Source organism: Hydrogenophaga defluvii (assembly GCF_042665235.1).
GTDB classification, from domain to species: domain Bacteria; phylum Pseudomonadota; class Gammaproteobacteria; order Burkholderiales; family Burkholderiaceae_C; genus Hydrogenophaga; species Hydrogenophaga defluvii_A.
The window spans coordinates 150625-174635 of sequence record NZ_JBHTBZ010000020.1 but is presented as its reverse complement, the minus strand read 5'-3'; the positions used below and the strand labels follow the sequence as shown (position 1 = coordinate 174635).

Genomic DNA, 24011 nt, shown 5'->3' with positions numbered 1-24011 from the left:
GTGGGTGACGCCCGCTTCACGCTGGCCGCGTATGCTGGGCGGCCGTTTCACCACCAATCCGAAGGGGATGCCATGAAAAAATTTCAAACACGCACCGCGCTGGCCGCCAGCGCTCTGCTGACTTGGGCACTGAGCGCCCAGGCCCACGAGGCGGCGTCTGTGCCAGCCAACGTGGTGCAACTCAGCGCCACCGGGCAGGTGGAGGTGGCGCAGGACATGTTGACCATGCGCCTGAGCACCCGCCGCGAAGCCACCGACGCCAACACGGTGCAAAACCAGCTCAAGGTGGCGCTGGAACAGGCCCTGGCCCTCGCACGGCCGCAAGCGCGTGCGGGCGCGCTGGAGGTGCGCACCGGTGGCTTTGGCCTCACACCGCGTTATGGGCGCGATGGGCAGATCAACGGCTGGCAAGGCACGGCAGAGTTGCTGCTGGAAGGCACCGACATCCCGCGCGTCACCGCCACGGCGGGGCAGATCCAGTCGCTGACGGTGTCGCAGGCCTACTTCGGTTTGAGCCGAGAGGCCACGCTGAAGCTGGAAACCGAGGCCCAGGCCCAGGCCATCGAGCGCTTCAAGCGCAAGGCCGATGAGGTCAGCAAGGCCTTTGGCTTCAACGGCTACAGCGTGCGCGAGGTGTCGGTGAGTTCGGCCGACCAGCCTGTGTACCGGCCTGCTCCCCGGATGATGGCCATGGAAGCCAAGGCGGCCGTGGCCGATGCGCCGGTGCCGGTGGAAGCGGGCAAAACCGCCGTGACCGTGATGGTCAACGGCGCCATTCAGATGAAGTGAGTGGTGGGCGCTGGGCGGGCTTTACTGAGCCGTCCAGCCGCCGTCCATGTTCCAGGCCACGCCACGGATGTTGTTGCCGGCGGCCGAGCAGAAAAACGCCGCCAGCTCGCCCAGCTCTTCGGGGGTGGTGAACTGCATGGACGGCTCTTTTTCGCCCAGCAGTTGTCTCTTCGCGTCTTCGTTGCTCAGGCCCAGCGCCGCCGCCTTGGCATCCACCTGCTTTTGCACCAGGGGCGTGAGTACCCAACCCGGGCAGATGGCGTTGCAGGTCACGCCCGAGGTGGCGGTTTCCAGCGCCGTCACCTTGGTCAGGCCGACGATGCCGTGTTTGGCCGCCACGTAGGCCGATTTTTCGGCCGAACCCACCAGCCCGTGCACCGAGGCCACGTTGATGATGCGGCCCCAGTTGGCCTTGAGCATGGCCGGCAGGGCCAGGCGGGTGGTGTGAAAGGCGCTGGTCAGGTTGATGGCGATGATGGCGTCCCAGCGTTCCACGGGGAAGTCCTGCACCTTGGCCACGTGCTGGATGCCCGCGTTGTTCACCAGAATGTCCACCTGCCCGAACTGCGCTGCGGCGGCGGCCATCATGGCCTCGATCTCGGCGGGTTTGCTCATGTCGGCGCCGTGGTAGCCCACCTTCACGCCCAGGGCGGCCACTTCGCGTTGCGCCGCTTCCACGTCACCAAAGCCGTTGAGCATGATGTTGGCGCCCTGGCGCGCCAGGGCCTTGGCGATGCCCAGCCCGATTCCGCTGGTGGAGCCGGTGACGAGGGCGGTCTTGTTGGCAAGCATTCGGGTTCTCCAATTCCATTACGATCAAGTCAAAACCGCCAGCGAGCCACCTGGGGCATCGGGCGAATCTGAAACCGATTATCCGTGCCCCTCCCTTACGCCATGCCTTCTCCCGCATTGAAATATCTTGAATTGCCCAGCCCCGCAGCGACCAGTGGCAGCCCCCGCCGCCTGGCTTGGTGGGACTGGGCCGCGCAGGCATCGGGCGACAGCGGCCACGTGGTGGTCTGTGTGCATGGGCTGAGCCGCCAGGGCCGGGATTTCGACGCCTTGGCGGGCGTGCTCACCGCCCACGCACGGGTGGTGTGTGTCGACGTGGCTGGGCGGGGCCACAGCGACTGGCTCGCCGACCCCATGGGCTACCAGATTCCCCAATACGGTGCCGACCTGATGGCCTTGCTGTTGCACCTGCGGGCCGACCCGGCGGTGCGGCACATCGACTGGGTGGGCACCAGCATGGGCGGGCTCATGGGTCTGGGGGTGGCGGCACAAGCCAGCGCCGGCTTGCGCCGGCTGGTGCTCAACGATGTGGGGCCCAACGTGCGTTGGGGAGCCCTGCTTCGCATTGGCACCTACCTGGGCCAGAACCCGCTGTTTGCCACACAAGACGAGGCCGTGGCCTACCTGGCCAGCATTTCCACCGGCTTTGGCCCCCACACGCCCGCGCAGTGGCAGGCGTTGTCGTTGCCCATGCTGCGTGCGACCGATGGGGGTTGGCGCCTGCACTACGACCCCGCCATTGCCGTGCCCTTCCGTGCCCTGGTGGGGCTGGCTGAGGAACAAGGCCAGGCCGCTGCGGCGGCCAGCGAGTCGGCCTTGTGGGCCTTGTACGACAGCTTGAGCCTGCCCACCTTGTTGTTGCGCGGCGCTGAGTCGGACCTGCTGACGGCCGAGACGGCCCAGGCCATGACACAACGTGGCCCACATGCCCTGCGGGTGGACTTCGCGGGCGTGGGGCATGCGCCCACCTTGGTGGCCGCCGATCAAATCGAGGCGGTGCGGCGTTTTCTGTTCGAGGCCACATGAAAACCTCCTTTGGTACAGAACTGCCCGCACCTTCGGCCATCGTTGCCGCCACGGCGGCCAGCCTCCCCAGCGAGGTCCACACGCTCCAGCGGGCGCGCGCGTTTGCCGAGCCGCTGATTGCCTGCGAACAACTCGATACCGGCGAAAACATCCTCGCGCACGCTGACGCGGTGGCCGACATCCTGGCGGCCATCGGCGGCTCGGAGGCCATGCGGGCGGCGGTCTACCTGGTTTACGCCAGCCCCTACCTCAATCGGCCACACGAGGTCATTGCCAAGGCGTTTGGCGAGAGCCACGCGGCGCTCGCGATAGAAACCACCAAACTGGTGCAACTGCAGCGCCAAGCGCGCGCGGCGCAGGAGGCGGCGCCCACCCCCTCGGGCAAGGCGCCGGTGTCGGAGCTGGCCGCCAGCCAGACCGAAAACGTGCGCAAGATGCTGCTCGCGTTCTCGCGCGATTTGCGGGTGGTGATGCTGCGTCTGGCCTCGCGCCTGCAGACACTGCGCTACTTTGCGCAGAACAAGCAGGTACCCGAGCAAGCCATCGCTTCCGAGGCGCTGCATGTGTTTGCTCCGCTGGCCAACCGGCTGGGCATCTGGCAGATCAAGTGGGAGCTGGAAGACCTGGCCTTCCGTTTTCTGGAGCCGCACACCTACAAGGCCATCGCCAAGCTGCTGGACGAAAAACGCACCGAACGCGAAGACCACGTGGAGCGCGTGCGCCTGGCGCTGGAACAGGACTTGTTGGCGCAAGGTGTGCGTGCCTCGGTGCAGGGCCGGCCCAAACACATCTACAGCATCGTCAAAAAGATGCGCGGCAAGTCGCTGGACTTTGACCAGGTGTTTGACATCCGCGCCTTGCGTGTGGTGGTGTCCACTGTGCCCGACTGCTACACCGCACTGGCCCATGTGCACGCGCACTACAGCCCGGTGCCGGAAGAGTTTGACGACTACATCGGCAAACCCAAGCCCAACGGCTACCAGTCGCTGCACACGGTGGTGCGTGACGACCAGGGACGCGCTTTCGAGATCCAGATACGCACCCAGGCCATGCACGACCACGCCGAACACGGTGTGGCCGCGCACTGGGCTTACAAAGAGGCCGGCACCAAAGGCTATGCCGGCGTGTCGGCCAGCTCGGAGTACGATGCCAAGATCGCCGTGTTGCGCCAGCTGCTGGCCTGGGAACGCGACCTCAGCGGTGCCGCCGAGGGGCTTTTCGACGACCGCATTTACGTGCTCACGCCCGATGCCGCCATCGTGGAGTTGCCGCGCGGCGCCACCCCGGTGGACTTTGCCTACACAGTGCACACCAGCCTGGGCCACCGCTGCCGGGGCGCCCGGGTGGACGGCGCCATGGTCACGCTCAACACCCAGTTGCAAAGCGGGCAAACGGTGGAGATCGTCGCGTCCAAGGAAGGCGGGCCTTCGCGCGACTGGATCAACCCGGAGCTGGGCTTTCTCGTCAGCCACCGTGCCAAAAGCAAGGTGCGCGCGTGGTTCAACGCCCTGGCCATGGAAGAGACCATGGCACGCGGGCGCGAGGCGATTGAAAAGCTTTTGCAGCGCGAAGGCAAAACGGCGCTCAAGCTGGATGACCTCGCCGTCGCGCTGGGGCTGGATTCGGCCGCGCAATTGTTCGAAGCCGTGGGCAAGGACGAGTTGTCCTTGCGCGCGGTGGAGATGCAGCTCAAACCCGCCGAGCCTCAGCCTGAGCCCGACGAAGTGTTTTTGCTGCGCAAAAACCGGCGCCCGCAGAAAACGCCCAGTGGTGGCGTGCTGGTGGTGGGTGTCGATTCGCTGATGACACAACTGGCCAAATGCTGCCGGCCCGCCCCGCCCGACGAGATCGGTGGTTTTGTCACACGCGGCAAGGGTGTGAGCATCCACCGTGCCGATTGCGCCGATTTTGCCCACCTGCTGCGCAAACACCCTGACCGTGTGATCGACGTGCAGTGGGGCGGGGCCCCCGGGGGCGAGCCCGCCGTCTACCCGGTGGACGTGGCGGTGGAGGCGCTGGACCGGCAAGGTCTGCTGCGCGACATCTCCGACGTGTTCGCACGCGAGAAGATGAACGTCATCGGCGTACAAACCCAATCGGTCAAAGGCATCGCCTGGATGACCTTCACGGTGGAAGCGGTGGACGCGTTGCGTGTCTCGCGTGTCATGGCCTCCGTGGGCGACGTGCCGGGCGTGCGGGTGGTGCGCCGCAAGTAGGCCGCTTGAGCAGGCCCAGATAAAGCTGCTATACTGCGAGGCTTCGAACGAACAACAGGCGCGTAGCTCAGTTGGTTAGAGCACCACCTTGACATGGTGGGGGTCGTTGGTTCGAATCCAATCGCGCCTACCAGATTCAAGCCGCTGTAAGTCCATGATTTACAGCGGCTTTTGTCTTTCTGGCTCAGGCTCCGTTTCCAGCCTGGGGACTTTTCAGGGGCGAATCGCCGCCCATGGCTGCCGCAAGCAATGCCCGCGCGCCGCCGCCATCACCCCCGGGAATCCACCGTGCGTAGCGGTCCAGCAGCATTTTGACGCTGTGCCCGAGCTGTGCCGCGATGTAGGCCGGCGGCACCCCGGCCATGAGCGCGCAGGTAGCGAACGTGTGCCGGGTCGCGTAAGCTGTGCGCCAGCGAACGCCCTGGCGCTTCAGGCTGGGGCGCCAGTAGGTGTCGCGCTGGCTGCGCTCGTCGTGCCATGGCCGGCCGGTCACCGGATGCTGGAAGATGTCTGCGCTGGTATCTTCCTCCTTCTCGCGCTCAGTCCGCAGCAGGGCGGTGTGCGGCTTCATCAGCTTGAGGGCTTCCAGCGCCTGGGGTAGCAGGTCCACGTCACGCACAGTGTGGGTTTTGCTGCCGTCGCGCTCTGAGCCCTTGAAGGTGCGCACGCGCTGCACCCGAACCGTCTGGCGCTGGGTGTCCACGTCTGACCACCGTAGGGCGATGGTTTCCTCCGGCCGCATGCCGGTGAAGAACTGCCACAGGAAGTAGGCCACAACCTGGTCTGGGTAGTGCTTTCGCATGTCGGCCAGGATCTTGTCGCGCTCTTCTGCTGAGAGCGGGTCGGGCAGCTTCTTCACCGCCGTCATGTTCTCAATGCCGGCCAGCGGGTTCGCCCCCTGCTTGGCGCCGCGATATTCAAGCGCAAGGGCCCCGCGCAGCGCGATCAGGTAGTTGTTGTGGGTCTTGGCCGACGGCCAGGGATAGCCGCCGATCTTGGCCGCCAGGTGTTTGTGGGTGAGAGCATCCAGCGGAGTCGCCTCGCCAAGAACCCGCTTCCAGAATCGCACGGCCGTTGCGTACTGGTCGCGCGTGGCTGCCGATAGCTTGCCCTTAGACTTTTGCCACGTGGCCAGCAGCGCGCCCAGGGTTTCGGACTGCTCTGCGGCAGCCTTTGCCCTGGGGGAGTCCGGAAAGAATTCGGCCAGGTTGAAGGTACCGAGGCCGATGCGCTTGCGGATTTCTGCCGCAAGCCTTGCGGCGTGCTTGAGGTTGGCCGGGGTAGGGGCCAGCGGCCCCGCCTCGTTGGTCAACGTCTCGCGCACTGTCACGCCCTGGTGCACCAACTTGATGCGGATGCTGTTCAGGCGTGCTTCTACGCCGTTGCCCGTTCGACCCATTTTCTGTACCCCTCAATGCTCACAAAGATGCCGCCGTCAGGCGAGCGGCGGTATTCGCGGCCCTCGATCCACTTGCCGTCTTCAATCTTGCGCTCAATAGCCTTGCGGGTCAGGCCGGTAATGGCCGACGCGAGATTGATGGTGACGTATGGCGCGGGTGCGACTTGGATGATTTCAGCGACTGCTGTGTTCATTTATCACCTCTCGTTGGCTCAGGTTCATCCCAGGGTTGGCGCTTGTCGCGGCGCTGGCGGGCTCGGCGGCTCATCGGGTACTCCAAAGTTGCAGTTGTTCGTCCTTGCGCACCTTGTGTTTGCCGCGCGCGAGAGGATGTTTCGGGTAGCCCAGGGCGGTCTTTCCCAAACAAAAAACGGGGGCGTGCGCTGGCCGAACTTCTTCGATCTGCTCAAGTACGTGGTCGAACCAGGAGTCACAGCGACTGGCCAAGTTGCCCCACGCCAGCAAGATGGCACCGGCGCGGGCGACTTCCTTTTGGATCACGGCCACGTTCTCATGGAGGAGGTCGCGGTCGCTCCAGTCACACCGCTTGTCCCAGGTGTTCACCATGTCCACTGCGGGCGCTGGGGTGGAACTACGCAGGGGGATGCCGTTGACCACGACGATGCCGCCGAACCCATTGTGAGCGGCGAGCTGGCAGAGCAAGGTGATGGTCGGGTCGTCCTCGGTGTGGCTGGCGGTGGACGGATTGAACATCACCACCAGCAACATCGGGCGGCCATCCCAGGCCCGGGCCAAGGTCCAGCGGTATAGGCCGCACTTCGAGATCCGCGCAGAGCGGGTGATGTCTGTCAGCATGTACTTCCCCAATTTGAGTGGGTGGTGAAAGTTGATTGAATTGCTACACTGAGCTTCCCTTCAACCAACCATGAGGTGCCTCCCTTGAAAGTCAGCATCAAAGACCTACAGGTCGCTATGGAAGTAAAAAATGCGGGCGTGGAATTCCAGATAAATGACAACGCAGAGAAGCAACTCGGCGATCTTTTCGTCACAAAAGCCAATTTGATCTGGTGCAAAGGGAAGACCCAAAAAGACAACGGCGTGAAAATTAGATGGGAAGATTTCATCGCTTGGGCTGAGGCTCGCGGTGCTGCCCCGGCTGCAAAAAAAGCAGTAGCGAAGAAGGCTGCGAAGTAGGTAGAGCTTATTTGTGCCGGCTTGCGGCAGTGCCGCAAGCCGGCGCAGCTGTGAACTGTTTTCCTGCTGTCCCACGGCAGAACTGTCATTGGGTCAGTCCCTTCTCGCGTGCAGCGTTGATTTCGGCGATGCGCTCGTGCGAGCCTCCTGGCCAGTTGGGCGCCTATGGCGCGGCCTTCTGGTGACACGCGGTTGTGATCGCGGGTGGGGTCGGTCATTGGACGGGCCTCAAGGTGGCGGGCTGGGCTGGCATGTTCTTGGCGACGAATTCGGCGGTACCGGCCAGGCGCTGGTACGCGGTATCGCTGCCCTCGGCCTGGGCCATGACCACGCCGGCCACGCTGACCAACTTCATCAGGACGTCGCCGATCTGGCTGGTGTCCTGCAGCTTGCAGTTGCTCAGATATTCAGCAACCGCTTTTTTGGCCAGTTCTTCGGCCTTTTCAGAGGTGATTCGGGTGTTCATGGATGGCTTGCGAAATTGAGCCGCAGGGTCGAATTGCGGTCGTGACAGCAGACTTGCGGCATGAACAAGAAATCACACCCCTTCTTCTGGCCCAGGCTCGTGCGCGAGTGGTGCGACGCCGGCACGGCTGCTGGCCGATGCGTCCGCGAGTGGCTGAAAGTCGTCATGCTCAGCCTCATGCTGGTTGGTTCACAGCCAGTGCCAGGGCCAGCGGGCGCACCCACACTGGCTGCGCTGACAGCACAAACGTTTCTCCCGACATCGCCAGGAGCAACGTCGTCCCCATGACGTCAGCGATGGCCATGGCCGCGTTGCTGGGCACAGCGTTGCCGATGCGTTCGCGGTAGGCCTGGTCGCTTTCGCCATCGAGCTGCCAGGGCATCCACGTGTCCTCGGGGTCCAGCAGTGACTGCAGGGCGGCAAGCTCCAGGGTGGTGAAAGGGCGGTGCCAGGTGCCATCGAGTGCGCGGATGCGACACACCAGCTTCTGTGCCAGCGCCGGCATGCTGATTCCGCCGACTTGCACCGAATCGCAAACTCGTGGATCGGCCACGCTCCAGCGGCCGTTGTCGTGGCCAGCGGCTGCGCTTACGGCGCCAGCCGGGTCTGCCCAGGGCACCACGCCGTAGTGGCCGGCGGTCAGGTAGTTGTCGCCACGGCCGCGCTGAATGCCGCTGCGTGGGTCGGCCACAGCAAACGCACCCTGGCCCGTGGTGCTGCCAGAAATGACGGTGCCGGCGTGGGCGTTGAAGGGCGTCACCGCGTATTTGCCGAAGCCCTCGCCGATCTGGCGGGGATCGGCCACGCATTGGCCGCTCCCGTGGGCGCTCGTGACAGCGCCCGTGTCGCGGTCCCACCGAATGATGTGGAACTCGTTTGAGTGCTTGGCTGGGCCGGTGTGGCGCGGGTCGGCAACGCTGTAGGCACCTTGGCCGGGGTTCTGCTGGCCAGCGATGGTGCCCGTGCTTTCCTCCCAGCTGCGCACGCCCAGCGCTTGGCCATCCTTCCACAGCGCTGACTGCTCGAAACGTGGGTCAGCGACGGAGAACTTGCCGTTGTTGGGCATGCCTCGGCTCGTCACGGTGCCGGCATGGCGGTCCCACTCGTTCACGCCCAGCACACCGGCGTGCATGTCGGGCACGATCAGGAAGTCACGCAGGTGGCCGTTCTCCACCGCCAGCTTGTTCAGGCTGCGCCAGTCACTGCCGGCCTCGACGAATGCCAGGCGCACCCAGGTTTTCCACTGAAGCGCGGGCACCCTGTGCATGGGCCCAGCCACCTCAGAACCGGGCAGCGGCATCTTGCCCAGGATGTCGCCCACCGCGCGCAGCGGTCGTTTCGTGGGTTCGTACAGGAACGCCGGCACCTTCTCGGCATGGCGGGCCACCAACAGGAAGCGCTTGCGGCTCTGCGCCAGGCCGCCGATCTCGCCGCAGTCGTGGGTGGTCTCGGCCACTGCGTAGCCGTAGGCCCGCAGCAGGTCCACGATCTGGTCCAGCAGGTGCCGGCCGCGCGTGGCAATGCGGGGCACATTCTCGAAGATGATCAGCTCGGGCGGATCGCCGGCCCAGGCCTCCAACATGAGCCACACACCGCGCAGCGTCAGGCAGTTCAGCGCCTGGTATTTGTCGGTCTTGCTCTTGCCCTCGGCCAGCAGACCGGAGAAGCCCTTGCAGGGTGCCGACAGGAACACGATGTGGGGGCGCTCGTTGCCGGCGGCGCGCTGGATGTCGGCCGGCATGGCCTCGCACCAGTCCGGGCCCGGCTCGCGGCCGTGGAAGTCTCGGTACTGGTCGCGGTCGAACAGGTCCATGACCGTGCCGGGCGCGTCGGCCAGGCGGTCAAAGTCACGGATGGCGCCGGCATCCACGTCGATGCCACCTATGCAGCGGAAGCGGGCTTGAAGGTTGCCCACGCGGGGGCTGGCGCGGTTGAAGCCGCGTGCACCGCCGCCCAGGCCGCAAAAAAAGTGAAAGTGTCGGATTTCGACGGTGGTGGTCATGCTGCTTCCAGGTTGAGAGAGGGTTGGCGCAGGCGCTCGGCCTGCAGCGGGGCGTATTCGAGGTTCAGCTCGATGCCGATGAACTGGCGGCCAAGCTGCTGGGCGACTTGCCCGGTGGTGCCGGAACCGAAGAACGGGTCGAGAACGATGCCGCCAGCAGGTGCGCCGGCCAGGATGCAGGGCTCGATCAGCTTGGTGGGGTAGGTGGCGAAGTGGGCGCCCTTGAATGCCTCGGTGGGCACGGTCCAGACGCTGCGGCGGTTGCGCACTTCGGGCATGGTGGCCAGCGCTTCGTCCATGCCGGCGTTGTTCTTCACGCCGGAGCTGGCTTCCGCTGCCTTGCGGCCTTTCTCCCTGCCAGCGTGATGGAACGAGCCGTGGCCACCGCCTCCGGTGCTGGTGTCCCAGCCGTCGGGCGTTTTCCATTTCTGGCGCGGTTTGGGATCTGCATCGAAACCATGGCCGAAGCCCACGCCATTGGACGGGCGGCGAGCGTGGGCACCACCGGTCACCGGCTCCTGAAAGGCCTCGAAGTCGAAGTAGTACTTCTCGGACTTGCTCAGCAGGAAGATGTATTCATGGGCCTTGGTGCACCGGTCGCGCACGCTCTCGGGCATGGGGTTCGGCTTGTGCCAGATCACGTCTTGCCGCAAGTACCACCCAGGGATGACCTTGATCGTCGGCTCCATCATCCAGTCGGGAATGTCGACTGGCTCGCGCCGGTTCAGCCGCTGGATGAGGTCGCGGCACTGCTGCTGCTTTTCACGCGCCGCTGGCGGCATTGGCACACCACGCTTCGTCTCATAGCTATCGCGCACCAACTGGTGGTTCCACAAGACGATGGCCTGCTTGCGCTTGATCCGGAGGAACGGGTAAATCTCCGCAACCGTGTCAGCCGCCCGGCGCCCAGTGATGCGCCACTGGTACGTGTCGCGGTTGCCGACCGTAGACGGCGATGCCTGATGCAGGTTTTGCATGAACCCGGTGATGGCGTTGCAGTGCTCGATGCATTCCGGGTCGCACATCTTGACCTGCAGCACCGGGGGATAAGACGTGGCCGTGCCCTTGCCGTTTTCGGCCTCCAGAATGGTCAGGCACCCCTCGCCGTCAACCAGCGCAGCAAGCCATGCGCGATCCTCCCGCGCCTTGATGTTCACAACCTCGCGGGGCTCCTGCAGCGCGAAGGCCAGGCGCCAGGGCTGGCCCACCAGGTCCTTGGACTTCAGGCCCGGCTGCGGCATGCGGTTGGGCTGGGTCATGGGGCCGATGCGTGAGCCAACGTAGTTCGCGCCCTGGGGGCCGCCGCCAGGTGCCGTGTTGACCCGTCCAGCGCCGGTCGCATAGCAGTCCCCCATGTTCACCCAGGCCGTACCGTCGTCGGCTAGCACCTGCCGGGCCAGGTCGAAGACCTCGACCATGGTGTCGATGAACTCGTGAACCGTGGGCTCCAGGCCGATCTGGCCGGGGTGCCCGTAGTCGCGCAGACCCCAGTAGGGCGGGCTGGTGACGATGGTGTTCACCTTCACGCCGTCGGCGATCATCCGGCGCAGTACTTCACGCACGTCACCGAAGTGGCAGCGGTTGAGCCAGGGCGTCATGCCTTGTCCTTGTCAGCGACCAGCACCACGACAGACACGCTGGCGCCGGGGAATTGGTTGTCGAATGGGCCGTGCCACTCCTTGCGGAAGCCGGGCAGCACGTCGCGGTTCTTGGCGCCAGAGGGCAGGATTGCCACCAGTCGGCCACCCGGGCGCAGCAGCGGAGCGGCGTGGTCGATGTGGGCGGCCCAACGGCCTTGGTCAAAGGGTGGGTTCATCACGATGCGGTCGTAGCCGTGGTGGCCCGGCAGGCCAGCCCAGACCAGGAAGTCGTCGCACGCCACCGTGAAGCCCTTGGAAGTCAGGACGTTGCTGTGCAGCTTGCTGACCTCGACACAACGTGTGCGGTCCTTGGGCATGAAGTCGGCCAGGCCGCCCATGCCGGCGCTGGGCTCCAGGCACTGGTGCTCGGGCCCGATTTCCGCCATCTCCAGCACGCGCTGGGCCAGACCGGCTGGCGTTGGGTAGAACTGGTGGGCGCGCTGGTCGGGCACGCAGCCGGTGACCACGATCTCGTTGATCACGTCGGTGGGGTCGTAGTCGAACTCCCACCGGCCGTAGCTGCCCGCCACTGGTGTGCCGCCGATGCTGGCCAGGATGCCGCGCGCTTCTTCGAGGGCTTGGGTGCCGGGCTGGTGGCTGTCGCTCAGCACCACGGTGTTGCGCACGCTGGTGTAGCGCTCGGGCCAGTCGTTGACCTTCTGCTTGGCGGGCTTGACGCTGCCCAGAATCGACAGCACCTGGAACGGCAGCGGGCGCTGGATCAGCGGCACGTCCTTGGCCTTGCGGCGCGGGCGCTCGCGGAACTGGGCCGGGATGGCCAGCGGGTGGATGTGCGCCAGGATTTGGTTCAGGCGCCAAGCCATGTCCGGGTGCACCTCCATGTGGGCGGTCCCCTTCTTGTAGAGCCGGATGCGCAGGGCGCCGCCGTCGATGCTGACCCACTCGCCCCAGCGGCCGCGCAGGCGCTGCACCAGCGCTTCGCTGGCTTGATACTTCGGCTCGTCGCGGCCCATGAACTTGGCCACCACGGCGCGCAGGTCGTTGATCAGGCCGGCAGTGCTGTGCTCCACGGTGTCGTAGGGCGTCAGCACGCGGGCGATGATCATCCGCTTGCCAAACGCTTCGGGCGCATTGGTGACGTGCTCGCCAGACAGGCCACGGAAGATGCCGTCCACCCGCTCGGCCAGGAACTGCTGGCGCATGTGCAGCAGGTCCATGATGGTGTTGCGGACAGTCTCTTCCTCGAACTCGGGGCACTTCTGTTCGCGGATGGTTGTGTTCCACTCGTCGCGCCGCTTCTGCGGCATGAGGTCCAGCACATCGGTCAGGGCCAGGGCCTTGGACCAGTAGGTGGAGTTCAGCGCGGCGATGGCGCCCTTGCGGTCGAACAGGGCCGATACCGACGGCGCCCACCGGCCGCTGTTCTCCACGTTGCCTTCCAGGAAGTAGGGCACGGCGGCGCCCGCTTCACCCGCCACCAGGTCGGCCAGTTGCTCGATGCGCGTGCGCATGTGCTGGTACTGGCCCACCAGGGTGGCGAAGATGTCGGACGTGACGGGCGCGAAGAACGGTTCGTCCAGCACCACGTCGAAGGTGTCGGCTTCGAGGGACATCAGGCTGCAACCTTCTGCTGTTGGATGGCCCACGCCCCATCAGCGGTGGGCGTGGCCAGGTTGGCGATCTGGGCGGCTTCGAGGGCAGGGCGGACGGCCCAGTCGGGCAGCCCCAAGCCGGTGGCGATCTGCTCCACAGTGCTGGCGCCGTGCTTGCGCAGGTAGGCCAGGACCTTGAGGCGCACGCCGTCGAGGTGGTAGACGGCTTCGCTCATTTGTCGTCGCCTTCACCGGCCACGGCCGCTGCCAGGGCGCCCTCGGGGGTTTGCGGGTCGGCGTCGTCATCGTCGCTGTCGTCATCGCCTTCCGGGTCGAACAGGTCTTCGGTGTCGTCGTCATCACCGGCTGGCGCAGCCTTGGGCTTGGCCTTGCCGCTGGTGATCTGCGGCGTAGCAGGGGGGATCAGGTGGATGAAGATGGGCTCATCGGTCAGGCCCGTCAGCAGGCCGCGCGCCTCGCTGGTCAGGCGCTCACCGGCGTACTGGACAACCCACTCGAGAACCACGGTGCCGCCCTCCTTCACCTCAAAGCGCCAGTTCGTGACGGTGCAGTCGTCCAAATCGACGTTGCTGCGGCCGTCGCCCAAACCGTAATCCAGGGTGAAGGCGTAACCCTTGTGGCGTTCGCCCTTGGCCCAGGTGAACTTTTGGCCGTTGAGCTTGGGCAGGCGCAGGTTCGGCAGGACGGCCAGCACTTCGGGCAGGGCCTCCTGTCCACCGGTGGCGGCGGCGTTGTAGTAGAGGCTGGTGCGCAGGGCCGGGTCCAGCATGTCCAGCAGCTCGTTGGAGCCTTCCAGGCGCAGGGACAGGTCGATGGCGGGCACGTGCTCATCGCCGTGGAATTCGCGGCGGATGTTGACGTGCGAGAGGTGCACTTCTTTGGTGGTGGGGAACTGGAAATTCATGGTGGTGGGCTTTCGGTGGGCGGCGTGTGGCCGCCCTCGGGTTTCAGAAGTGGCAGGGGTCGTAGCCGCGTTCTTCGGCACGGCCTTCGTGCCGGCCTTCGCTGTAGGCGTCGCGCGCATCGCGGTCCGCGTCGCGCAAGTCCAGCGCGTGCTGTTTCTTCACCGCCTGCAGGTGCGCGAAGGCCGCGCGCTGCTGGTCTGGTGTGGCTGTGCCCGCTTCCAGGGCGGCGAGCATGGCCTTGTGGGCGGCCAGCTTTTCGTGGTGTGCTTTCCAGTCCATGGCGATTCGCTCAAGCAGCCAGGGCAGGGGCCGGGCGCTTGACGTGCTGGTAGATCTCGCGGCAGGCCTGGGCGTCGGCCATGGCGCTGTGCGCGTTCTGCAGCTCGCGGCCGAACATGTGGAGGTAGGCCTCGGTCAGCTTCGGCGTCTTGAAGTGGCTGCGGCCTGTGCGGCGCATGGCCTCAGTGGGCGGCAGGGCACACAGCTTTGTGGTCAGCACGGCGGTGCAGTCGGCCAGGCCGGCCTTCCACTGGTCGGCCACCTCTGCGTCGCAGTGGCGCATCAGGGCGATGCGCATGATGCGGGCGTCGAACGACTCGTTGTGGCCGATGCGCAGGCGCGGCGCGCTGGGGCGCCACATCTCCAGCAGCATCTCGACGGCCGTGCCCTCGGGGATGCCCAGGTCCATGGCCATCTCGGTGTTGATGCCGTGGATGGCGGACACCTCGTCGGGGATCGTCCAGCCGTGTGGGCGAACGATCACGTCCATGCTGGCCAGCGTCTTGTCAGTGTCCAGGTCCACCAGCAGGGCGCCCAGTTGGACGATGTGGGGCTGGCGTGGGTCTTCGCTGGGCTCGCTGAAAAGTGGGAGGCCGGAAGTCTCGGTGTCGTAAAAGAGGGCGGTGTTCAAGGTGTGCTCCTGGTGGGTGGCGATGAAGGTCAGGCGGCGGCGCGCTGGCCGATGGCGGTCAGGTGGTTGATCAGGGCCTGGCAGATGCGGGGGAGGTCGTCGGCCCAGTACAGCTTTGCGGCGCGCTCGGTCTCGGCGGGCTGGAAGCCCAGGCGGCCAAGGAAGTCGGCGGTCACCGAGAAGCCCAGGGCCTCGCAGATTTCGCCCAGGCGCAGCTTCTTGTTGCTGGCGGCCCGGGTGATGGGCACCACGGTGTTGTTGGCGGCCGGAGCGGTGGCCACGGCGGTGACGGGTGAAACGTCTGGGGCAGGGGCCGTCACTACCGGAGCTGGCGCCACTGCTACCGGAGCTGGCGCAGGTGCGGCAGCAGCGAGGGCGGCGGCCTGCTCGGCACGTGCGCGGGCTTCGGCTTCGCGGCGGACGCGCGCTTCTTCCTCGGCGCGGATGCGGGCGCGTTCGGTTTCCAGGCGCTCGGCTTCTTGGCGGTCGTGCTCGCCGATGCGGCTGTTCACCACGGCCTGCAGGTCATCGGCAGCCTTCAGCACCAGACTGGCGGTGTCGGCGAACAGGAAGGCGTGCTTGGCGGCGCGCTCGCGCATGAAGTTCAGGTTGACCTGAATGCGGGTGGCGATCTCGTTGGCTGCAGCCTTGGCGCGGGCCAGCTCCACGCCGGTGGCCTCCTTCAGGCTGTCGATGGTGCGCTTGCCCTTGATGGCGGCGCCGAAGTCGGCGGGCACGTCCGGCATGTAGGGCTTGCCCAGGCTCTCATTCAGGCCGGCGATGTGGGCGGTCAGCGCCTTGCGGGCGTCGCTGACGATGCGCTCGCGGATGGCGTCCTTCTGGGCCGACACCAGCTTTTCCTTGGCCAGGCGGGTGGTGCGGGCCAGGGTGCGAAGGTCGCCCACCACGCGGCGCATTTCCTCGACGCTGGACATTTGCGCCAGCGCGCTGTTCTCGGCGTCTTCCAGCGCGTCCTCGGCCTTCTTCAGGGCCTTGCACGCGGCTTCGGTGTCGGCAAACTCCTGGTCGGTCTCGGGCTTGGCCGGGATCTTGTCGATGAAGGCGCGCAGCGCGGTGGCGAACTCTGGAAGGTTGGACTTGACGGCCAGCTCGCCGGACATCAGCACCGACACGGCGGGCAGGCTCTCGGTGGGCGCGGCCACCACGGTCGGCGTCGCAGCGGTGGGCTTGTAGGTGGCCAGGTCGGCCTTGAACTGCTTCCAGCCGGCGATCAGCGCGGCGCGGCGCTCGGGCTTGCTGGTGTACCAGCAGTAGGTTGCACCCTGGAGCGTGCCGTCGCTGGTGGCGAACAGGATCTTTTCAGCGCCGGAGACCAGCAGCTGGTGCTCCATCTGCCAGTAGTAGGTCGGACCTGGCTCGCCGTTGGCCTTGATGTCGGCCGCCAGCTTCTGATTGCTCAGCTTGTGCTCGTAGCCGATGGTGCGGTCGGATGTCAGGCCGTCGAAGCTGGCCAGCAGGACCATGCCGTCCACCTCGATGGTGCCGGTGCACGGGTACAGCTCGTCGTCGATGATGTCTTCGGCGACGGGGCGGAACAGGGCCTCGGTTTCGTGGCCGGCGTCGAAGCGGCGCTGCTGGTTCTCGTCGACCTCGGGCGTGATGCCGGTGGCCTTCTGCTTCAGCAAGCCCTCGCGGGTCTGATACTTGGACGCGCCCATGACGGCGGGTGCCTCGCTGGCGGTGCCATCGACGCTGGCGCGGAGCTGCAGCCATTCGCGGCTGCCTTGGACTACGTTTTGAACTTTCATTGCTGGCCTTCTTCGTTGGTGGTGGTGGGATCGGTGGCGCCGGCTTCTTGGCTGCCGGGCTCGGGGTGGGTGAGAGCGTTGATCTGCGCCAGCTGCTCGGGCGACAGGGTGTATTTCGTAGCCAACATGGCCAGCAGGTCGGAGACCTTGCCGCCCTCGTTGATCTGCTTCTTCCAGCCGGGCAGGTTCTTGGCGAAGCGCTCGGTGCTGCAGGGGGGCAGGGCGGGGCCACCTTTGGGGCCACCTTCACCGCCAGCGGCCTCGGCCTTGTTCTGCATGACGGTCTGCCAGGTGGCTTCGCCGTCCTTGATGGCGCCGTAGATGCCGCGCAAGTGCACCAGCTGGGCCGGCGAGCACTGGGCGATGGGATGGCCCAGGTAGGAGGTCAGGTCGGTGGCGTTGACGCCCAGGTCGGCGAAGGCGTCCACGATGCGGCGACGCTCGGCGTCCGGGTCTTGGGCAGCCTTGTCCAGGCGCACCTGCTTGATGATCTGCTCGGCCTCGTCCTGCAGATCGCCGGGGATGATGCGCAGGCCGATGGTGCGGATGGCCTTGGAGATCAGCGCGCCGCGCTTGTTCAGGATGTCGTCGTCGGTGCCCAGGATGGTGTAGACCGGCTTCTGCCGGCTGTTCATCCGCACGCTCAGGTAGGTGCCGTCATCGTTGGGCTTGCTGCGCTCCACCGTCTTGCTGACGCGCACGTCCAGCGGGTAGGTGATGTTGGCTTCCAGGTCGGTGACGCTGACGCGGTGCACCTCCTTGATCTCGTCTTCGAAGATCATGGTGGTCTCGACCAGCACGTTCTTCATGCAGCGCAGCGCCACCTCGACGAAGCGGATGCCCAGGCCCTCGACACCGTTGCCGATGGGCTTGACGTAGTAGGTGGACTTGTTGTCGGCGAAGGACGGGCGGCGGCATTCCTTGATGAGGTCCAGCCGCACCTGGTCCATGTTGCGCGGGTTGCGCATGGCCATGACGTAGCGGGACTCGACCATGGCCTTGGCCTGGGCGGCCACGGCGGTGGATGCGCTTTCGATGCCCATGGGTTGCATGAGGGCTGGCGCCAGGGCAGATTGGGTGACGATGTCGTTCATGGTTCTCTCGGGTGGTGGTGAAGTGGTCAGCCGGCGTATGCCCGGCCAAATGCGAAGGCGGCGGCAAAAGCCAGAAGGGCGCCGCCAGCGATGACGGCGGCGTAGGCCAGTCGGCGCTTGATGCGCTCGCTGCGGCTCTCGGTGGGGTAGGTGGTCATCGGGTGCCCCCGTTGCGCAGAGTGGCCACGGCCCAATCGCGCGCACGGATGCAGGTCGCGGCGTCGAACCAGCCGAAGTGGCAGGCCTCCACCTCGATGCCCAGGTGCGCCGCCAGACCGGCATAGGCCTCGGTGCGCGTCATGCGGCCGTGCTCCCACAACACCTGAAACGGCTGCTTGCAGGCCTTGCGGATGTCGCGCAGCGCCTTGTCGGCCAGCGTGCCCAGGGGGATGTTGGTGAACGGATGCATGCCGACGCTGGCGTCACACGCAGCGCAGCGGTACATCCAAGGCCACTCGCTGTAGTCCCGGCCGTAGACCTGCTGGTGGTGGGCGATCTCCACGGGCGTGCCGCACTCGTGCACCGTGGGAGCGGGCAGAGGGTTGAGCACGCGCTTCGTTGCCTTGACCGATGGGTGCCAGGGGGACTTGCCGTGGTCGGGCACGAAGGGACGGAAGGCTTCGGGCACATCGGCCAGTTGATGGGGCTGGGCGCTCATGCCGTCCTCGCTTCCTGGCCGGTGGCCTCGACCACAGGCACAAACTCGACCATCAGGGCCTCAAACTCGGCGCGCGATTCGGCGGCGGAATAGAGCCCTTGGAACGGGCGGCGCAGGCCCTCGTTTTGAGGGTTGTCGCCCACCAAGCCGAAGTCGGCGTAGCTGAGAAGGACGTAGACGGTCGGCTTGCCCTGGTAGCGAAACCGCGAGCCCAACGGAAGGTCGAACAGCCGGCGAAGGTTGGTAGCGGCGCTGACTGGAGCGCTGCCTTCCTGGCCAGTGGCCTTGGCAATGGCTTGCGCGGCTTGTGCGGTCGCCTGCAGGTAGGCCTCTTCGGTCGGCCGTTCGTGGTCGGCTTCCAGGTCCATGGCCATGCAAACACGGTGCAGACCACGCAAGACATCCACCAGCTCGTCGCGCTCCTTCACCATCCTGGCTGCGCGCTCGTCGCAACCGATCAGGTGCTGCATCAGTGGGCGGCCCAAGTCCTCCAGGCGCTCTGTCGTGATGCCCTTGCAGGAGTTCCAGGCGGCGGCGAGGCGGCGGGCGTAGACCTCGCTGTCTTCGGGCGCATGGCCGTGGCCCTCGATGTCTCCGATGGCCACAAAATGGCCATCCGCGCCCACGTAGCCCAAGGTGGTGTTCGCGTGGCTCGTCCAGGACTTGGCGATCAAGTGCGCGGTCTCAGCCATCACATCACCTCCCCCCGACGGCGGCACACCAGATGCCCCTCGCCAGCAACCCGCAGCACCTGGGCGCGCGAACCGTGGATGCGGTCACAGTGCTGGCGCACCATCAGTTCAAGGTCGGCTTGGAGCTGGGCCGCTTCAACGGCCAGGGCCTCGACCTCGGCGGCCACGTCTTGCATGGCCACGGCCTCGGTGGGCTCACCGGTGCAGCGGATGGCGCCGAAGAACGCCACGATCAGCGACACGGCCAGCAGGGCATTGCGGGCGGCGGTCATGCCGGCACCTCAGCGTTGAGATTCAGGACCGCCATGTCCACGCACTGGCGAAAACTGGCCTTGGCCTCGTCCGGGGTGTAGCCGGCAAACACCATGCGCTTGGTGTTGAACTCGGCGACCTTGCGCACCGCCCGAGAGCGCCGGCCGGGGTTCTGCCACTTGCGGCGATACAGGTTTTCCAGCACCCGCACGATGCCGTCTTGTCGTTGGATGAGGCTCACTGGTGCACCCCTTCCGCCACTTCACGGCGGTGGGCCGCGTCGATCTCGTCGCGCTTCAGGGCACCGCTGTTCTTCGCCTCGTTGCGCTTGAGGTCGGCCGCGAGGCGGGCGCGCTCGTTCAGGCTGTAGCTCCCGCACTTCTCGGCAGGGTGTGGCGGCCATGCGGCCCAGCCAGGCCGGGCCGTTGTTTGTTTGTCCATGCTGTTCTCCGCGTTGCGACTCTTGGTGAGTCGTTGAGAGAAGAATACCCCTAGGTATTTGCTTGTGTCAATACCCAAAGGTACTGTTTTTCACTACCATTGCTCCACCTGCAGGTTTTGCAGGCATCTGAAGCGCTTCATGGCGACTACGGAGCAACACATGGAAACGAGCGAACGAGCCCAAGCCTTCCTGGCGTCACTAGACGAGGAGGCGCTGCAAGTTGGGGATGGGAGTGACGGAATGCCCGTCTGGATCGGCGTCGAAGCAGAAGCTGGCCGCGTCTACAAGTTCTACGCCAGCGGTCTGGCCCAGGGTTTTGGCGACGGGAAGATGCTGATCCGCTGCGGTCTACGGATTGACGGTCAATGGTGCGTGGGGAAGGGCGCCCAAATCACGGCGGGGTGTGACGTGGTCCTGACGAATGACGATGAGTTGCGGGCGTATCAGTGCGACCCGCAGCCTGGCCTCAAGGTGTGATGGGCAAAACCCTGGCCACCATCTTGCCTTCCGCCACTCCATGACCGTCGCCTCCGCGCTCCTCCGCCCTGGCTTGCCGCAGCACCAGGCGCATTCCTGGTCCCGCTCTGCGGGCCATGCCTTGAAGTTTCTCGCGCGTTTCAGTACGGAATACTTCCACCCAGCTTTCGATGTGATCCTCGGATGGCTGGTCAATCCAGAACTCTGTGCAGTGTGGGCACGACACAAGAAAGCCGTCAGGTGATTTGGTTGACGTGCGGTGCGATGCTGCGCCGCACAGCGGGCATGTGGATGGGTTTGGCATGGCTATGGTCCTTTTCGTCGCCTACATTCGCGCACGTCAACAAAAGTCTTGAAACGGTGGTCGTCAAGGGTGATCCACTGCATGTTTGCGTGGTGATCTGGCCCGCCAGCACAGAGAGGAATGATGTGGTCAACTTGCCAGCCAGGACAGGCACCTTTGGAACGGCCGGTGGCAGGGCATGGCTGCATTGCTCGAAATCGCGTGACCTGGGTTGAGTCGCGTTGGATCCGGGCGTTGGCGTCCATCGTAGATTGCGAAAGGGCCAGGATGATTGGCCATAGGGTCGCGCATTGACGACGCGTCATCTGGTAACTTCAACGATGGGAAGTTTCTGCCCTCGCGGGTCATAAGCGTATGCGTGATCATTCACTGCGCGGGTTAGTGCCACGGAAGGATAAACACCCTGAGAAATCAAGTGATCACGTGTTTCGACAATCTTCTCTAGAACGTGGGCATATTCGGGTTCGCGAAGGTATGGAAATCTCTCAAAAGCTCGCTCTGCAGCGGCGTTGACATCTGCTCGGACTTTTTCCTTTGCCGCGCGGTCCTCTTCTTGCTTATGTCGTTCAAGTCGTGCTGAATTTTCTTGTGAGGTTTTACGTAGGAAGACTTTGTAAGAGTCGAGCATCGATATCTTCTGAGATGATGTTCCGATCTCCGAGGTATTGCTCCAATTCTGCCCTTGAGTTGCGAGCCATTGCCTAAATCCATTCGATGATATGACTGTGTCAGCGTCTGGGTGGGCTAAATAAAGCTCGGCATTGGCTCTGCTTGATCGATTACTATCGTCAATGCTTTTCGGATACTGCTGAGCTCTGATGGAAGGGGTTTGCGAGCCAGCAACACTTGGTTGATGTTTTGATGTTGATGTTTCAGTGTGAGCTTGTGGTGTTAAATTCGTGGGCGGTTTTGAGCCATTGATAGTTGGACTAGTTGTTTGCTTTTCTACTTTCTTGTCAAAGAAAACGTTCCAGGCAACAATTGCAATTAGGCCCCAAAATACTAGGCTAAAGGGAAAACTGAAATTCTGTTTTGGCGTTGCAGTGGTTGCGTCCTTTGTGTCAGGATAGTTGTGCAACGCCCACTGATTCTCTCGCCCCTTTGTCGGTTGTGGGTCTGCCGGCGGGGCATCGTGACCAGGCGTCCTGTAGAGAGAAATGGCACCGCATTGCTTACAGCGCAACCGTTGTCCCGGATTGGCTGCTGCGATAGGGACAGACAGAACTGTTTGACAAGTTGGGCACGTGAAGTCAACAGTATTGACGGCTACCTGTTTCGCTGCCATCGAGTTTTGGCGCTGTTCTGCGGCCTTTCTTGCGCTTTCGGCTGAAAGTCTTTCTCTTTCTTGTTCTCTTTTTTCTTTTTCCTTGAGTGTGCGGTCAATGCGCTCGCAAGCTTCAATTATCGTTTTTTTGGCAAGCTCAAGCTCGACTTCAAAAAACTCTTGTCGTCCTTTTCGATATGCACCTAGACTTTTGAAAACCTCTTTTTCGGCATTGCCGCAATCAAGGGTTCTGCATTCGAAGATGCACACATGATGAGCAGGAAGTCCGGTTGATGCTTCCTTGTTCATGTCTGCAGCTCTCTTGTGTCCGGAGTGTCTGCTTTGTCCTATCTTAATCCATCCGTCCTTGAAGGCATCATTCTTCAGAATGTAGACAACTCCGGGTACTCCATCATTTTGGTTGTAGTTGCCGCCGTGGTGTTGGTAACTCTTTCTTCTGTATGTTCGCATTGAATTCGCCTAGAGATCGGTGTCTGATGCTCTTATCTGGCTAGTGCTGCTCGCTGCGCCACACCGTCAAGACTTTTCCGAGAACCTCGAAATGTGGGTTCTTGGGAGAAATGTCGTAGGGCTTGTAGTCTTCGTTTTTGGAAATAATGCGTAGCACAAATCCGGGTCCATCAAACTCGGGTACACGCTGGACAATTTTGATAAAGCCTTCCTCACCGACACGAAAGAAGTAGACACCCTCGTGATCCACAACCTTGACCCCTGTATCAACGAGCAGTGGGTCGCCTGGGTTGAACATAGGCTTCATTGAAGGACCGAAGCCTGTCACGATCGCCAGGTTCTTTTTTGCGCTGTAGTGGGGGACGTTCAAGCGAAGCCACTCATCGGAGACACGCCACTCTTTGATGATTCCAGGTTGTTCTTGCAGCACCAGTCCGGTTCCCATTGCGCCACCCGTTCCGTACTGGTGAATGACGACGTCAGTTGTGTCAGGAGATGTTGCTGGCAAAGATAGCACTTCCGTCGAAGACGTGGGCCCAGCGGCCACCACGTTTGTCGGAGGCTCGGCGCTGACTGCGCCAATTGCCGCTGCGGCCTCCCCAAGGTCCATCTCCCAGAAGCCACGAGGCAGGTTGAAGGCTCTTGTGGCCTTGTCCATGATGTCTGGCCCGACGTTCTTGCCGCCGGGCTTGCCCGGCTCGTAGAACAAACGGTTGATGTACGTGCCATCCGTTTCAATCCGCCGGCCCAGCTCAGCCCCGTTTCCGCTGCAGTAGCGCTCCCGCAGCAACCCAAGTAGGGCTTGCAGGCGTAGTTTTTTGTCCATCCGCCAATCGTCCACGTTTGTTACCTTTAGGTAAATGACCTGAAGGTATTGACTTGAGCAATACCCTTGGGTATCTTCTGGGGATGGACAAGTTCAAAACCCACTACCTCGGCCTCCCTGTCAATGAGAGGGAGTCGCTAGCTCTGCAGGCCGGCACGACTCGGGGAACACTGAACCAGATCATTTACGGGGGTAAGCGGATCGAGCTTGGCCTCGCCGACTGCCTTGTTGCTTTGTGCCCAGGCCTAGCACTGGAAGACCTGCCCTTGACCGAGCGCGCCGTTCATCAGCGCACCGTCCGCGAGCGCAAGGATGCCCCTCCCATGAAAGCGGAGGCCTGACATGCGCCGATCACGCATTTGGAGGTTCCTTATGGGGTGGTTTGCCCAAATGGGCCATCGACCACAGTCCGCGCGGGAGGCCGAGCGAATGGCCTACGTTGCTCGGACACACGAGACGCGTCTGATCGTTGGGCGACTTGCCTTTTTGAAGGTTCAAGATCGAGTGCTCGCCTTTGCTCATGCAGGTGGGGCACAAGTAGGGCGGCTTTCTTGCGCCATCAGCATCTGCTGGGCCGGTGTAGACGTGAACGCCACGAGTCACTTCGACAAGGTCATAGCCCTGAAATTGGGACTCGGTTTTGCCCGCCTGGGCGAGCTGGGATTCAAGTTTGCGATTCGCGTCAGCGAGCTTCGCTATTTCGGTCTGCTGAAGCAAAGCCGCTTGTTGGAGCTCAAACACGGCCTGCCAGGCATCAGCCAGCAGCTTGAAAAGCTCGGCTCGTGTTTGCTGCAACTTCGCCGCGTCGCGCTCGCTGACGAAGCCCTCGATGATCGTTTTGATGCCAGAGAGCGCTGACGTGGCAGCCGCGATTTCAGAAAGCATGTC

General features: G+C 63.9%; 28 protein-coding genes, 1 tRNA gene and 2 pseudogenes. 7 read left to right on the top strand and 24 right to left on the bottom strand.

Translation table 11 applies throughout. From position 1 onward, the window contains the following. The first annotated feature begins 72 nt into the window (after positions 1 to 72). A complete protein-coding gene (locus ACFQU0_RS10255; protein WP_382200394.1) occupies positions 73 to 789 on the top strand; it encodes an SIMPL domain-containing protein in 717 nt (238 codons plus the stop codon). A 21-nt stretch (positions 790 to 810) separates the two neighbouring features. Here the strand turns inward: ACFQU0_RS10255 and ACFQU0_RS10250 are convergent, their stop codons facing one another. After that, positions 811 to 1581, bottom strand: a complete 771-nt coding sequence (locus tag ACFQU0_RS10250) for a 3-hydroxybutyrate dehydrogenase (RefSeq protein WP_382200392.1) — start codon at positions 1579 to 1581, stop codon at positions 811 to 813. Between the two features lie 102 nt (positions 1582 to 1683). Between ACFQU0_RS10250 and ACFQU0_RS10245 the strand changes: the two genes are divergently transcribed. The 3 genes from ACFQU0_RS10245 to ACFQU0_RS10235 all read left to right on the top strand — a co-directional run bounded on the left by ACFQU0_RS10245 (position 1684) and on the right by ACFQU0_RS10235 (position 4956). After that, positions 1684 to 2607, top strand: a complete 924-nt coding sequence (locus ACFQU0_RS10245; protein ID WP_382200390.1) for an alpha/beta fold hydrolase — start codon at positions 1684 to 1686, stop codon at positions 2605 to 2607. Beyond that, the gene (locus ACFQU0_RS10240; protein ID WP_382200388.1) at positions 2604 to 4823 is read left to right on the top strand and encodes a RelA/SpoT family protein; all 2220 of its coding nucleotides are present in this window, start codon (positions 2604 to 2606) and stop codon (positions 4821 to 4823) included. Before ACFQU0_RS10245 ends, ACFQU0_RS10240 begins: the two co-directional genes overlap by 4 nt. Positions 4824 to 4879: 56 nt before the next feature. Then, positions 4880 to 4956 (top strand) — tRNA-Val (locus ACFQU0_RS10235). A 51-nt stretch (positions 4957 to 5007) separates the two neighbouring features. On the opposite strand, the gene ACFQU0_RS10230 is transcribed toward ACFQU0_RS10235, so the two are convergent. From ACFQU0_RS10230 to ACFQU0_RS10220, 3 genes are all read right to left on the bottom strand, one after another. Further along, the gene (locus ACFQU0_RS10230) at positions 5008 to 6222 is read right to left on the bottom strand and encodes an Arm DNA-binding domain-containing protein (protein ID WP_382200386.1); all 1215 of its coding nucleotides are present in this window, start codon (positions 6220 to 6222) and stop codon (positions 5008 to 5010) included. Continuing rightward, positions 6198 to 6416, bottom strand: a complete 219-nt coding sequence (gene xisR, locus ACFQU0_RS10225; RefSeq protein WP_382200384.1) for an excisionase family protein — start codon at positions 6414 to 6416, stop codon at positions 6198 to 6200. Before xisR ends, ACFQU0_RS10230 begins: the two co-directional genes overlap by 25 nt. 70 nt (positions 6417 to 6486) lie before the next feature. Then, positions 6487 to 7038 carry a DUF1643 domain-containing protein gene (locus ACFQU0_RS10220; RefSeq protein ID WP_382200382.1) on the bottom strand — a complete coding sequence of 184 codons (552 nt, stop codon included), beginning with the start codon at positions 7036 to 7038 and terminating at the stop codon, positions 6487 to 6489. 84 nt (positions 7039 to 7122) lie between these two features. On the opposite strand from ACFQU0_RS10220, the gene ACFQU0_RS10215 reads away from it, so the two are divergent. Continuing rightward, positions 7123 to 7377, top strand: coding sequence for a hypothetical protein (locus ACFQU0_RS10215; RefSeq protein ID WP_382200380.1), 255 nt, complete (start codon positions 7123 to 7125; stop codon positions 7375 to 7377). Positions 7378 to 7591: 214 nt separating this feature from the next. Here ACFQU0_RS10215 and ACFQU0_RS10210 read toward each other — a convergent pair whose 3' ends face one another. From ACFQU0_RS10210 to ACFQU0_RS10130, 17 genes and pseudogenes are all read right to left on the bottom strand, one after another. Next, a complete protein-coding gene (locus ACFQU0_RS10210) occupies positions 7592 to 7843 on the bottom strand; it encodes a hypothetical protein (protein WP_382200379.1) in 252 nt (83 codons plus the stop codon). Between the two features lie 175 nt (positions 7844 to 8018). Further along, positions 8019 to 9845: a DNA cytosine methyltransferase gene (locus ACFQU0_RS10205; protein WP_382200377.1), complete on the bottom strand. Its 1827-nt coding sequence runs from the start codon at positions 9843 to 9845 to the stop codon at positions 8019 to 8021. Continuing rightward, a pseudogene (locus ACFQU0_RS10200) lies at positions 9842 to 10510 on the bottom strand (DNA-methyltransferase); the annotation flags it as partial. The pseudogene ACFQU0_RS10200 and the gene ACFQU0_RS10205, both read right to left, overlap by 4 nt. 504 nt (positions 10511 to 11014) lie before the next feature. Further along, a pseudogene (locus ACFQU0_RS21855) lies at positions 11015 to 11443 on the bottom strand (DNA methyltransferase); the annotation flags it as partial. Then, complete coding sequence (locus tag ACFQU0_RS10190) at positions 11440 to 13059, bottom strand: DUF4942 domain-containing protein (protein WP_382200375.1); 1620 nt, start codon at positions 13057 to 13059, stop codon at positions 11440 to 11442. The pseudogene ACFQU0_RS21855 and the gene ACFQU0_RS10190, both read right to left, overlap by 4 nt. Next, entirely contained in the window at positions 13059 to 13274 is a 216-nt protein-coding gene (locus tag ACFQU0_RS10185; protein WP_382200374.1) for a hypothetical protein, read from the bottom strand. The genes ACFQU0_RS10190 and ACFQU0_RS10185 overlap by 1 nt, the downstream gene beginning before the upstream one ends. After that, positions 13271 to 13963: a hypothetical protein gene (locus ACFQU0_RS10180; RefSeq protein WP_382200372.1), complete on the bottom strand. Its 693-nt coding sequence runs from the start codon at positions 13961 to 13963 to the stop codon at positions 13271 to 13273. Before ACFQU0_RS10180 ends, ACFQU0_RS10185 begins: the two co-directional genes overlap by 4 nt. Positions 13964 to 14006: 43 nt before the next feature. After that, positions 14007 to 14243, bottom strand: a complete 237-nt coding sequence (locus tag ACFQU0_RS10175; RefSeq protein WP_382200371.1) for a hypothetical protein — start codon at positions 14241 to 14243, stop codon at positions 14007 to 14009. Between the two features lie 10 nt (positions 14244 to 14253). Continuing rightward, positions 14254 to 14874, bottom strand: a complete 621-nt coding sequence (locus tag ACFQU0_RS10170) for a 3'-5' exonuclease (RefSeq protein WP_382200369.1) — start codon at positions 14872 to 14874, stop codon at positions 14254 to 14256. 29 nt (positions 14875 to 14903) lie between these two features. After that, on the bottom strand, positions 14904 to 16643 hold the full coding sequence (locus tag ACFQU0_RS10165) for a YqaJ viral recombinase family protein (protein WP_382200368.1): 1740 nt from the start codon (positions 16641 to 16643) through the stop codon (positions 14904 to 14906). After that, a complete protein-coding gene (locus tag ACFQU0_RS10160) occupies positions 16640 to 17737 on the bottom strand; it encodes a hypothetical protein (protein ID WP_382200367.1) in 1098 nt (365 codons plus the stop codon). The genes ACFQU0_RS10165 and ACFQU0_RS10160 overlap by 4 nt, the downstream gene beginning before the upstream one ends. A gap of 26 nt (positions 17738 to 17763) precedes the next feature. Next, positions 17764 to 17895, bottom strand: coding sequence for a hypothetical protein (locus tag ACFQU0_RS10155; protein WP_382200365.1), 132 nt, complete (start codon positions 17893 to 17895; stop codon positions 17764 to 17766). Further along, positions 17892 to 18395 carry a zinc-finger-containing protein gene (locus ACFQU0_RS10150; protein WP_382200364.1) on the bottom strand — a complete coding sequence of 168 codons (504 nt, stop codon included), beginning with the start codon at positions 18393 to 18395 and terminating at the stop codon, positions 17892 to 17894. Before ACFQU0_RS10150 ends, ACFQU0_RS10155 begins: the two co-directional genes overlap by 4 nt. Beyond that, complete coding sequence (locus tag ACFQU0_RS10145) at positions 18392 to 19087, bottom strand: hypothetical protein (protein WP_382200362.1); 696 nt, start codon at positions 19085 to 19087, stop codon at positions 18392 to 18394. Before ACFQU0_RS10145 ends, ACFQU0_RS10150 begins: the two co-directional genes overlap by 4 nt. Next, positions 19087 to 19359 (bottom strand): hypothetical protein, encoded by a 273-nt coding sequence (locus ACFQU0_RS10140; RefSeq protein ID WP_382200360.1) that lies wholly within the window; start codon positions 19357 to 19359, stop codon positions 19087 to 19089. Before ACFQU0_RS10140 ends, ACFQU0_RS10145 begins: the two co-directional genes overlap by 1 nt. Further along, entirely contained in the window at positions 19356 to 19580 is a 225-nt protein-coding gene (locus ACFQU0_RS10135) for a hypothetical protein (RefSeq protein WP_382200358.1), read from the bottom strand. The genes ACFQU0_RS10140 and ACFQU0_RS10135 overlap by 4 nt, the downstream gene beginning before the upstream one ends. After that, positions 19577 to 19780: a hypothetical protein gene (locus ACFQU0_RS10130; RefSeq protein ID WP_382200356.1), complete on the bottom strand. Its 204-nt coding sequence runs from the start codon at positions 19778 to 19780 to the stop codon at positions 19577 to 19579. The genes ACFQU0_RS10135 and ACFQU0_RS10130 overlap by 4 nt, the downstream gene beginning before the upstream one ends. Before the next feature lie 160 nt (positions 19781 to 19940). On the opposite strand from ACFQU0_RS10130, the gene ACFQU0_RS10125 reads away from it, so the two are divergent. Beyond that, on the top strand, positions 19941 to 20258 hold the full coding sequence (locus tag ACFQU0_RS10125; RefSeq protein ID WP_382200355.1) for a hypothetical protein: 318 nt from the start codon (positions 19941 to 19943) through the stop codon (positions 20256 to 20258). Positions 20259 to 20863: 605 nt separating this feature from the next. Here ACFQU0_RS10125 and ACFQU0_RS10120 read toward each other — a convergent pair. Next, complete coding sequence (locus ACFQU0_RS10120) at positions 20864 to 22297, bottom strand: GIY-YIG nuclease family protein (protein ID WP_382200353.1); 1434 nt, start codon at positions 22295 to 22297, stop codon at positions 20864 to 20866. A gap of 40 nt (positions 22298 to 22337) precedes the next feature. Next, complete coding sequence (locus ACFQU0_RS10115; protein WP_382200352.1) at positions 22338 to 23138, bottom strand: S24 family peptidase; 801 nt, start codon at positions 23136 to 23138, stop codon at positions 22338 to 22340. Positions 23139 to 23176: 38 nt separating this feature from the next. Between ACFQU0_RS10115 and ACFQU0_RS10110 the strand changes: the two genes are divergently transcribed. Beyond that, complete coding sequence (locus ACFQU0_RS10110) at positions 23177 to 23464, top strand: hypothetical protein (RefSeq protein WP_382200350.1); 288 nt, start codon at positions 23177 to 23179, stop codon at positions 23462 to 23464. Positions 23465 to 23474: 10 nt separating this feature from the next. Here the strand turns inward: ACFQU0_RS10110 and ACFQU0_RS10105 are convergent, their stop codons facing one another. Next, positions 23475 to 24008 carry a hypothetical protein gene (locus tag ACFQU0_RS10105; protein ID WP_382200348.1) on the bottom strand — a complete coding sequence of 178 codons (534 nt, stop codon included), beginning with the start codon at positions 24006 to 24008 and terminating at the stop codon, positions 23475 to 23477. Between the last annotated feature and the right edge of the window lie 3 nt (positions 24009 to 24011).

Excerpts from the sequence above, each read along its gene's own strand:
- ACFQU0_RS10105 (WP_382200348.1), bottom strand. The coding sequence starts at position 24,008 with ATGCTTTCTGAAATCGCGGCTGCCACGTCAGCGCTCTCTGGCATCAAA.
- ACFQU0_RS10150 (WP_382200364.1), bottom strand. The coding sequence starts at position 18,395 with ATGAGCGCCCAGCCCCATCAACTGGCCGATGTGCCCGAAGCCTTCCGT.
- ACFQU0_RS10140 (WP_382200360.1), bottom strand. The coding sequence starts at position 19,359 with ATGACCGCCGCCCGCAATGCCCTGCTGGCCGTGTCGCTGATCGTGGCG.
- ACFQU0_RS10125 (WP_382200355.1), top strand. The coding sequence starts at position 19,941 with ATGGAAACGAGCGAACGAGCCCAAGCCTTCCTGGCGTCACTAGACGAG.
- ACFQU0_RS10220 (WP_382200382.1), bottom strand. The coding sequence starts at position 7,038 with ATGCTGACAGACATCACCCGCTCTGCGCGGATCTCGAAGTGCGGCCTA.
- ACFQU0_RS10175 (WP_382200371.1), bottom strand. The coding sequence starts at position 14,243 with ATGGACTGGAAAGCACACCACGAAAAGCTGGCCGCCCACAAGGCCATG.
- ACFQU0_RS10165 (WP_382200368.1), bottom strand. The coding sequence starts at position 16,643 with ATGAAAGTTCAAAACGTAGTCCAAGGCAGCCGCGAATGGCTGCAGCTC.
- ACFQU0_RS10145 (WP_382200362.1), bottom strand. The coding sequence starts at position 19,087 with ATGGCTGAGACCGCGCACTTGATCGCCAAGTCCTGGACGAGCCACGCG.
- ACFQU0_RS10210 (WP_382200379.1), bottom strand. The coding sequence starts at position 7,843 with ATGAACACCCGAATCACCTCTGAAAAGGCCGAAGAACTGGCCAAAAAA.
- ACFQU0_RS10160 (WP_382200367.1), bottom strand. The coding sequence starts at position 17,737 with ATGAACGACATCGTCACCCAATCTGCCCTGGCGCCAGCCCTCATGCAA.
- ACFQU0_RS10240 (WP_382200388.1), top strand. The coding sequence starts at position 2,604 with ATGAAAACCTCCTTTGGTACAGAACTGCCCGCACCTTCGGCCATCGTT.
- ACFQU0_RS10120 (WP_382200353.1), bottom strand. The coding sequence starts at position 22,297 with ATGCGAACATACAGAAGAAAGAGTTACCAACACCACGGCGGCAACTAC.
- ACFQU0_RS10155 (WP_382200365.1), bottom strand. The coding sequence starts at position 17,895 with ATGACCACCTACCCCACCGAGAGCCGCAGCGAGCGCATCAAGCGCCGA.
- ACFQU0_RS10255 (WP_382200394.1), top strand. The coding sequence starts at position 73 with ATGAAAAAATTTCAAACACGCACCGCGCTGGCCGCCAGCGCTCTGCTG.
- ACFQU0_RS10190 (WP_382200375.1), bottom strand. The coding sequence starts at position 13,059 with ATGTCCCTCGAAGCCGACACCTTCGACGTGGTGCTGGACGAACCGTTC.
- ACFQU0_RS10250 (WP_382200392.1), bottom strand. The coding sequence starts at position 1,581 with ATGCTTGCCAACAAGACCGCCCTCGTCACCGGCTCCACCAGCGGAATC.
- ACFQU0_RS10130 (WP_382200356.1), bottom strand. The coding sequence starts at position 19,780 with ATGGACAAACAAACAACGGCCCGGCCTGGCTGGGCCGCATGGCCGCCA.
- ACFQU0_RS10245 (WP_382200390.1), top strand. The coding sequence starts at position 1,684 with ATGCCTTCTCCCGCATTGAAATATCTTGAATTGCCCAGCCCCGCAGCG.
- ACFQU0_RS10230 (WP_382200386.1), bottom strand. The coding sequence starts at position 6,222 with ATGGGTCGAACGGGCAACGGCGTAGAAGCACGCCTGAACAGCATCCGC.
- ACFQU0_RS10180 (WP_382200372.1), bottom strand. The coding sequence starts at position 13,963 with ATGAATTTCCAGTTCCCCACCACCAAAGAAGTGCACCTCTCGCACGTC.
- ACFQU0_RS10205 (WP_382200377.1), bottom strand. The coding sequence starts at position 9,845 with ATGACCACCACCGTCGAAATCCGACACTTTCACTTTTTTTGCGGCCTG.
- xisR (WP_382200384.1), bottom strand. The coding sequence starts at position 6,416 with ATGAACACAGCAGTCGCTGAAATCATCCAAGTCGCACCCGCGCCATAC.
- ACFQU0_RS10185 (WP_382200374.1), bottom strand. The coding sequence starts at position 13,274 with ATGAGCGAAGCCGTCTACCACCTCGACGGCGTGCGCCTCAAGGTCCTG.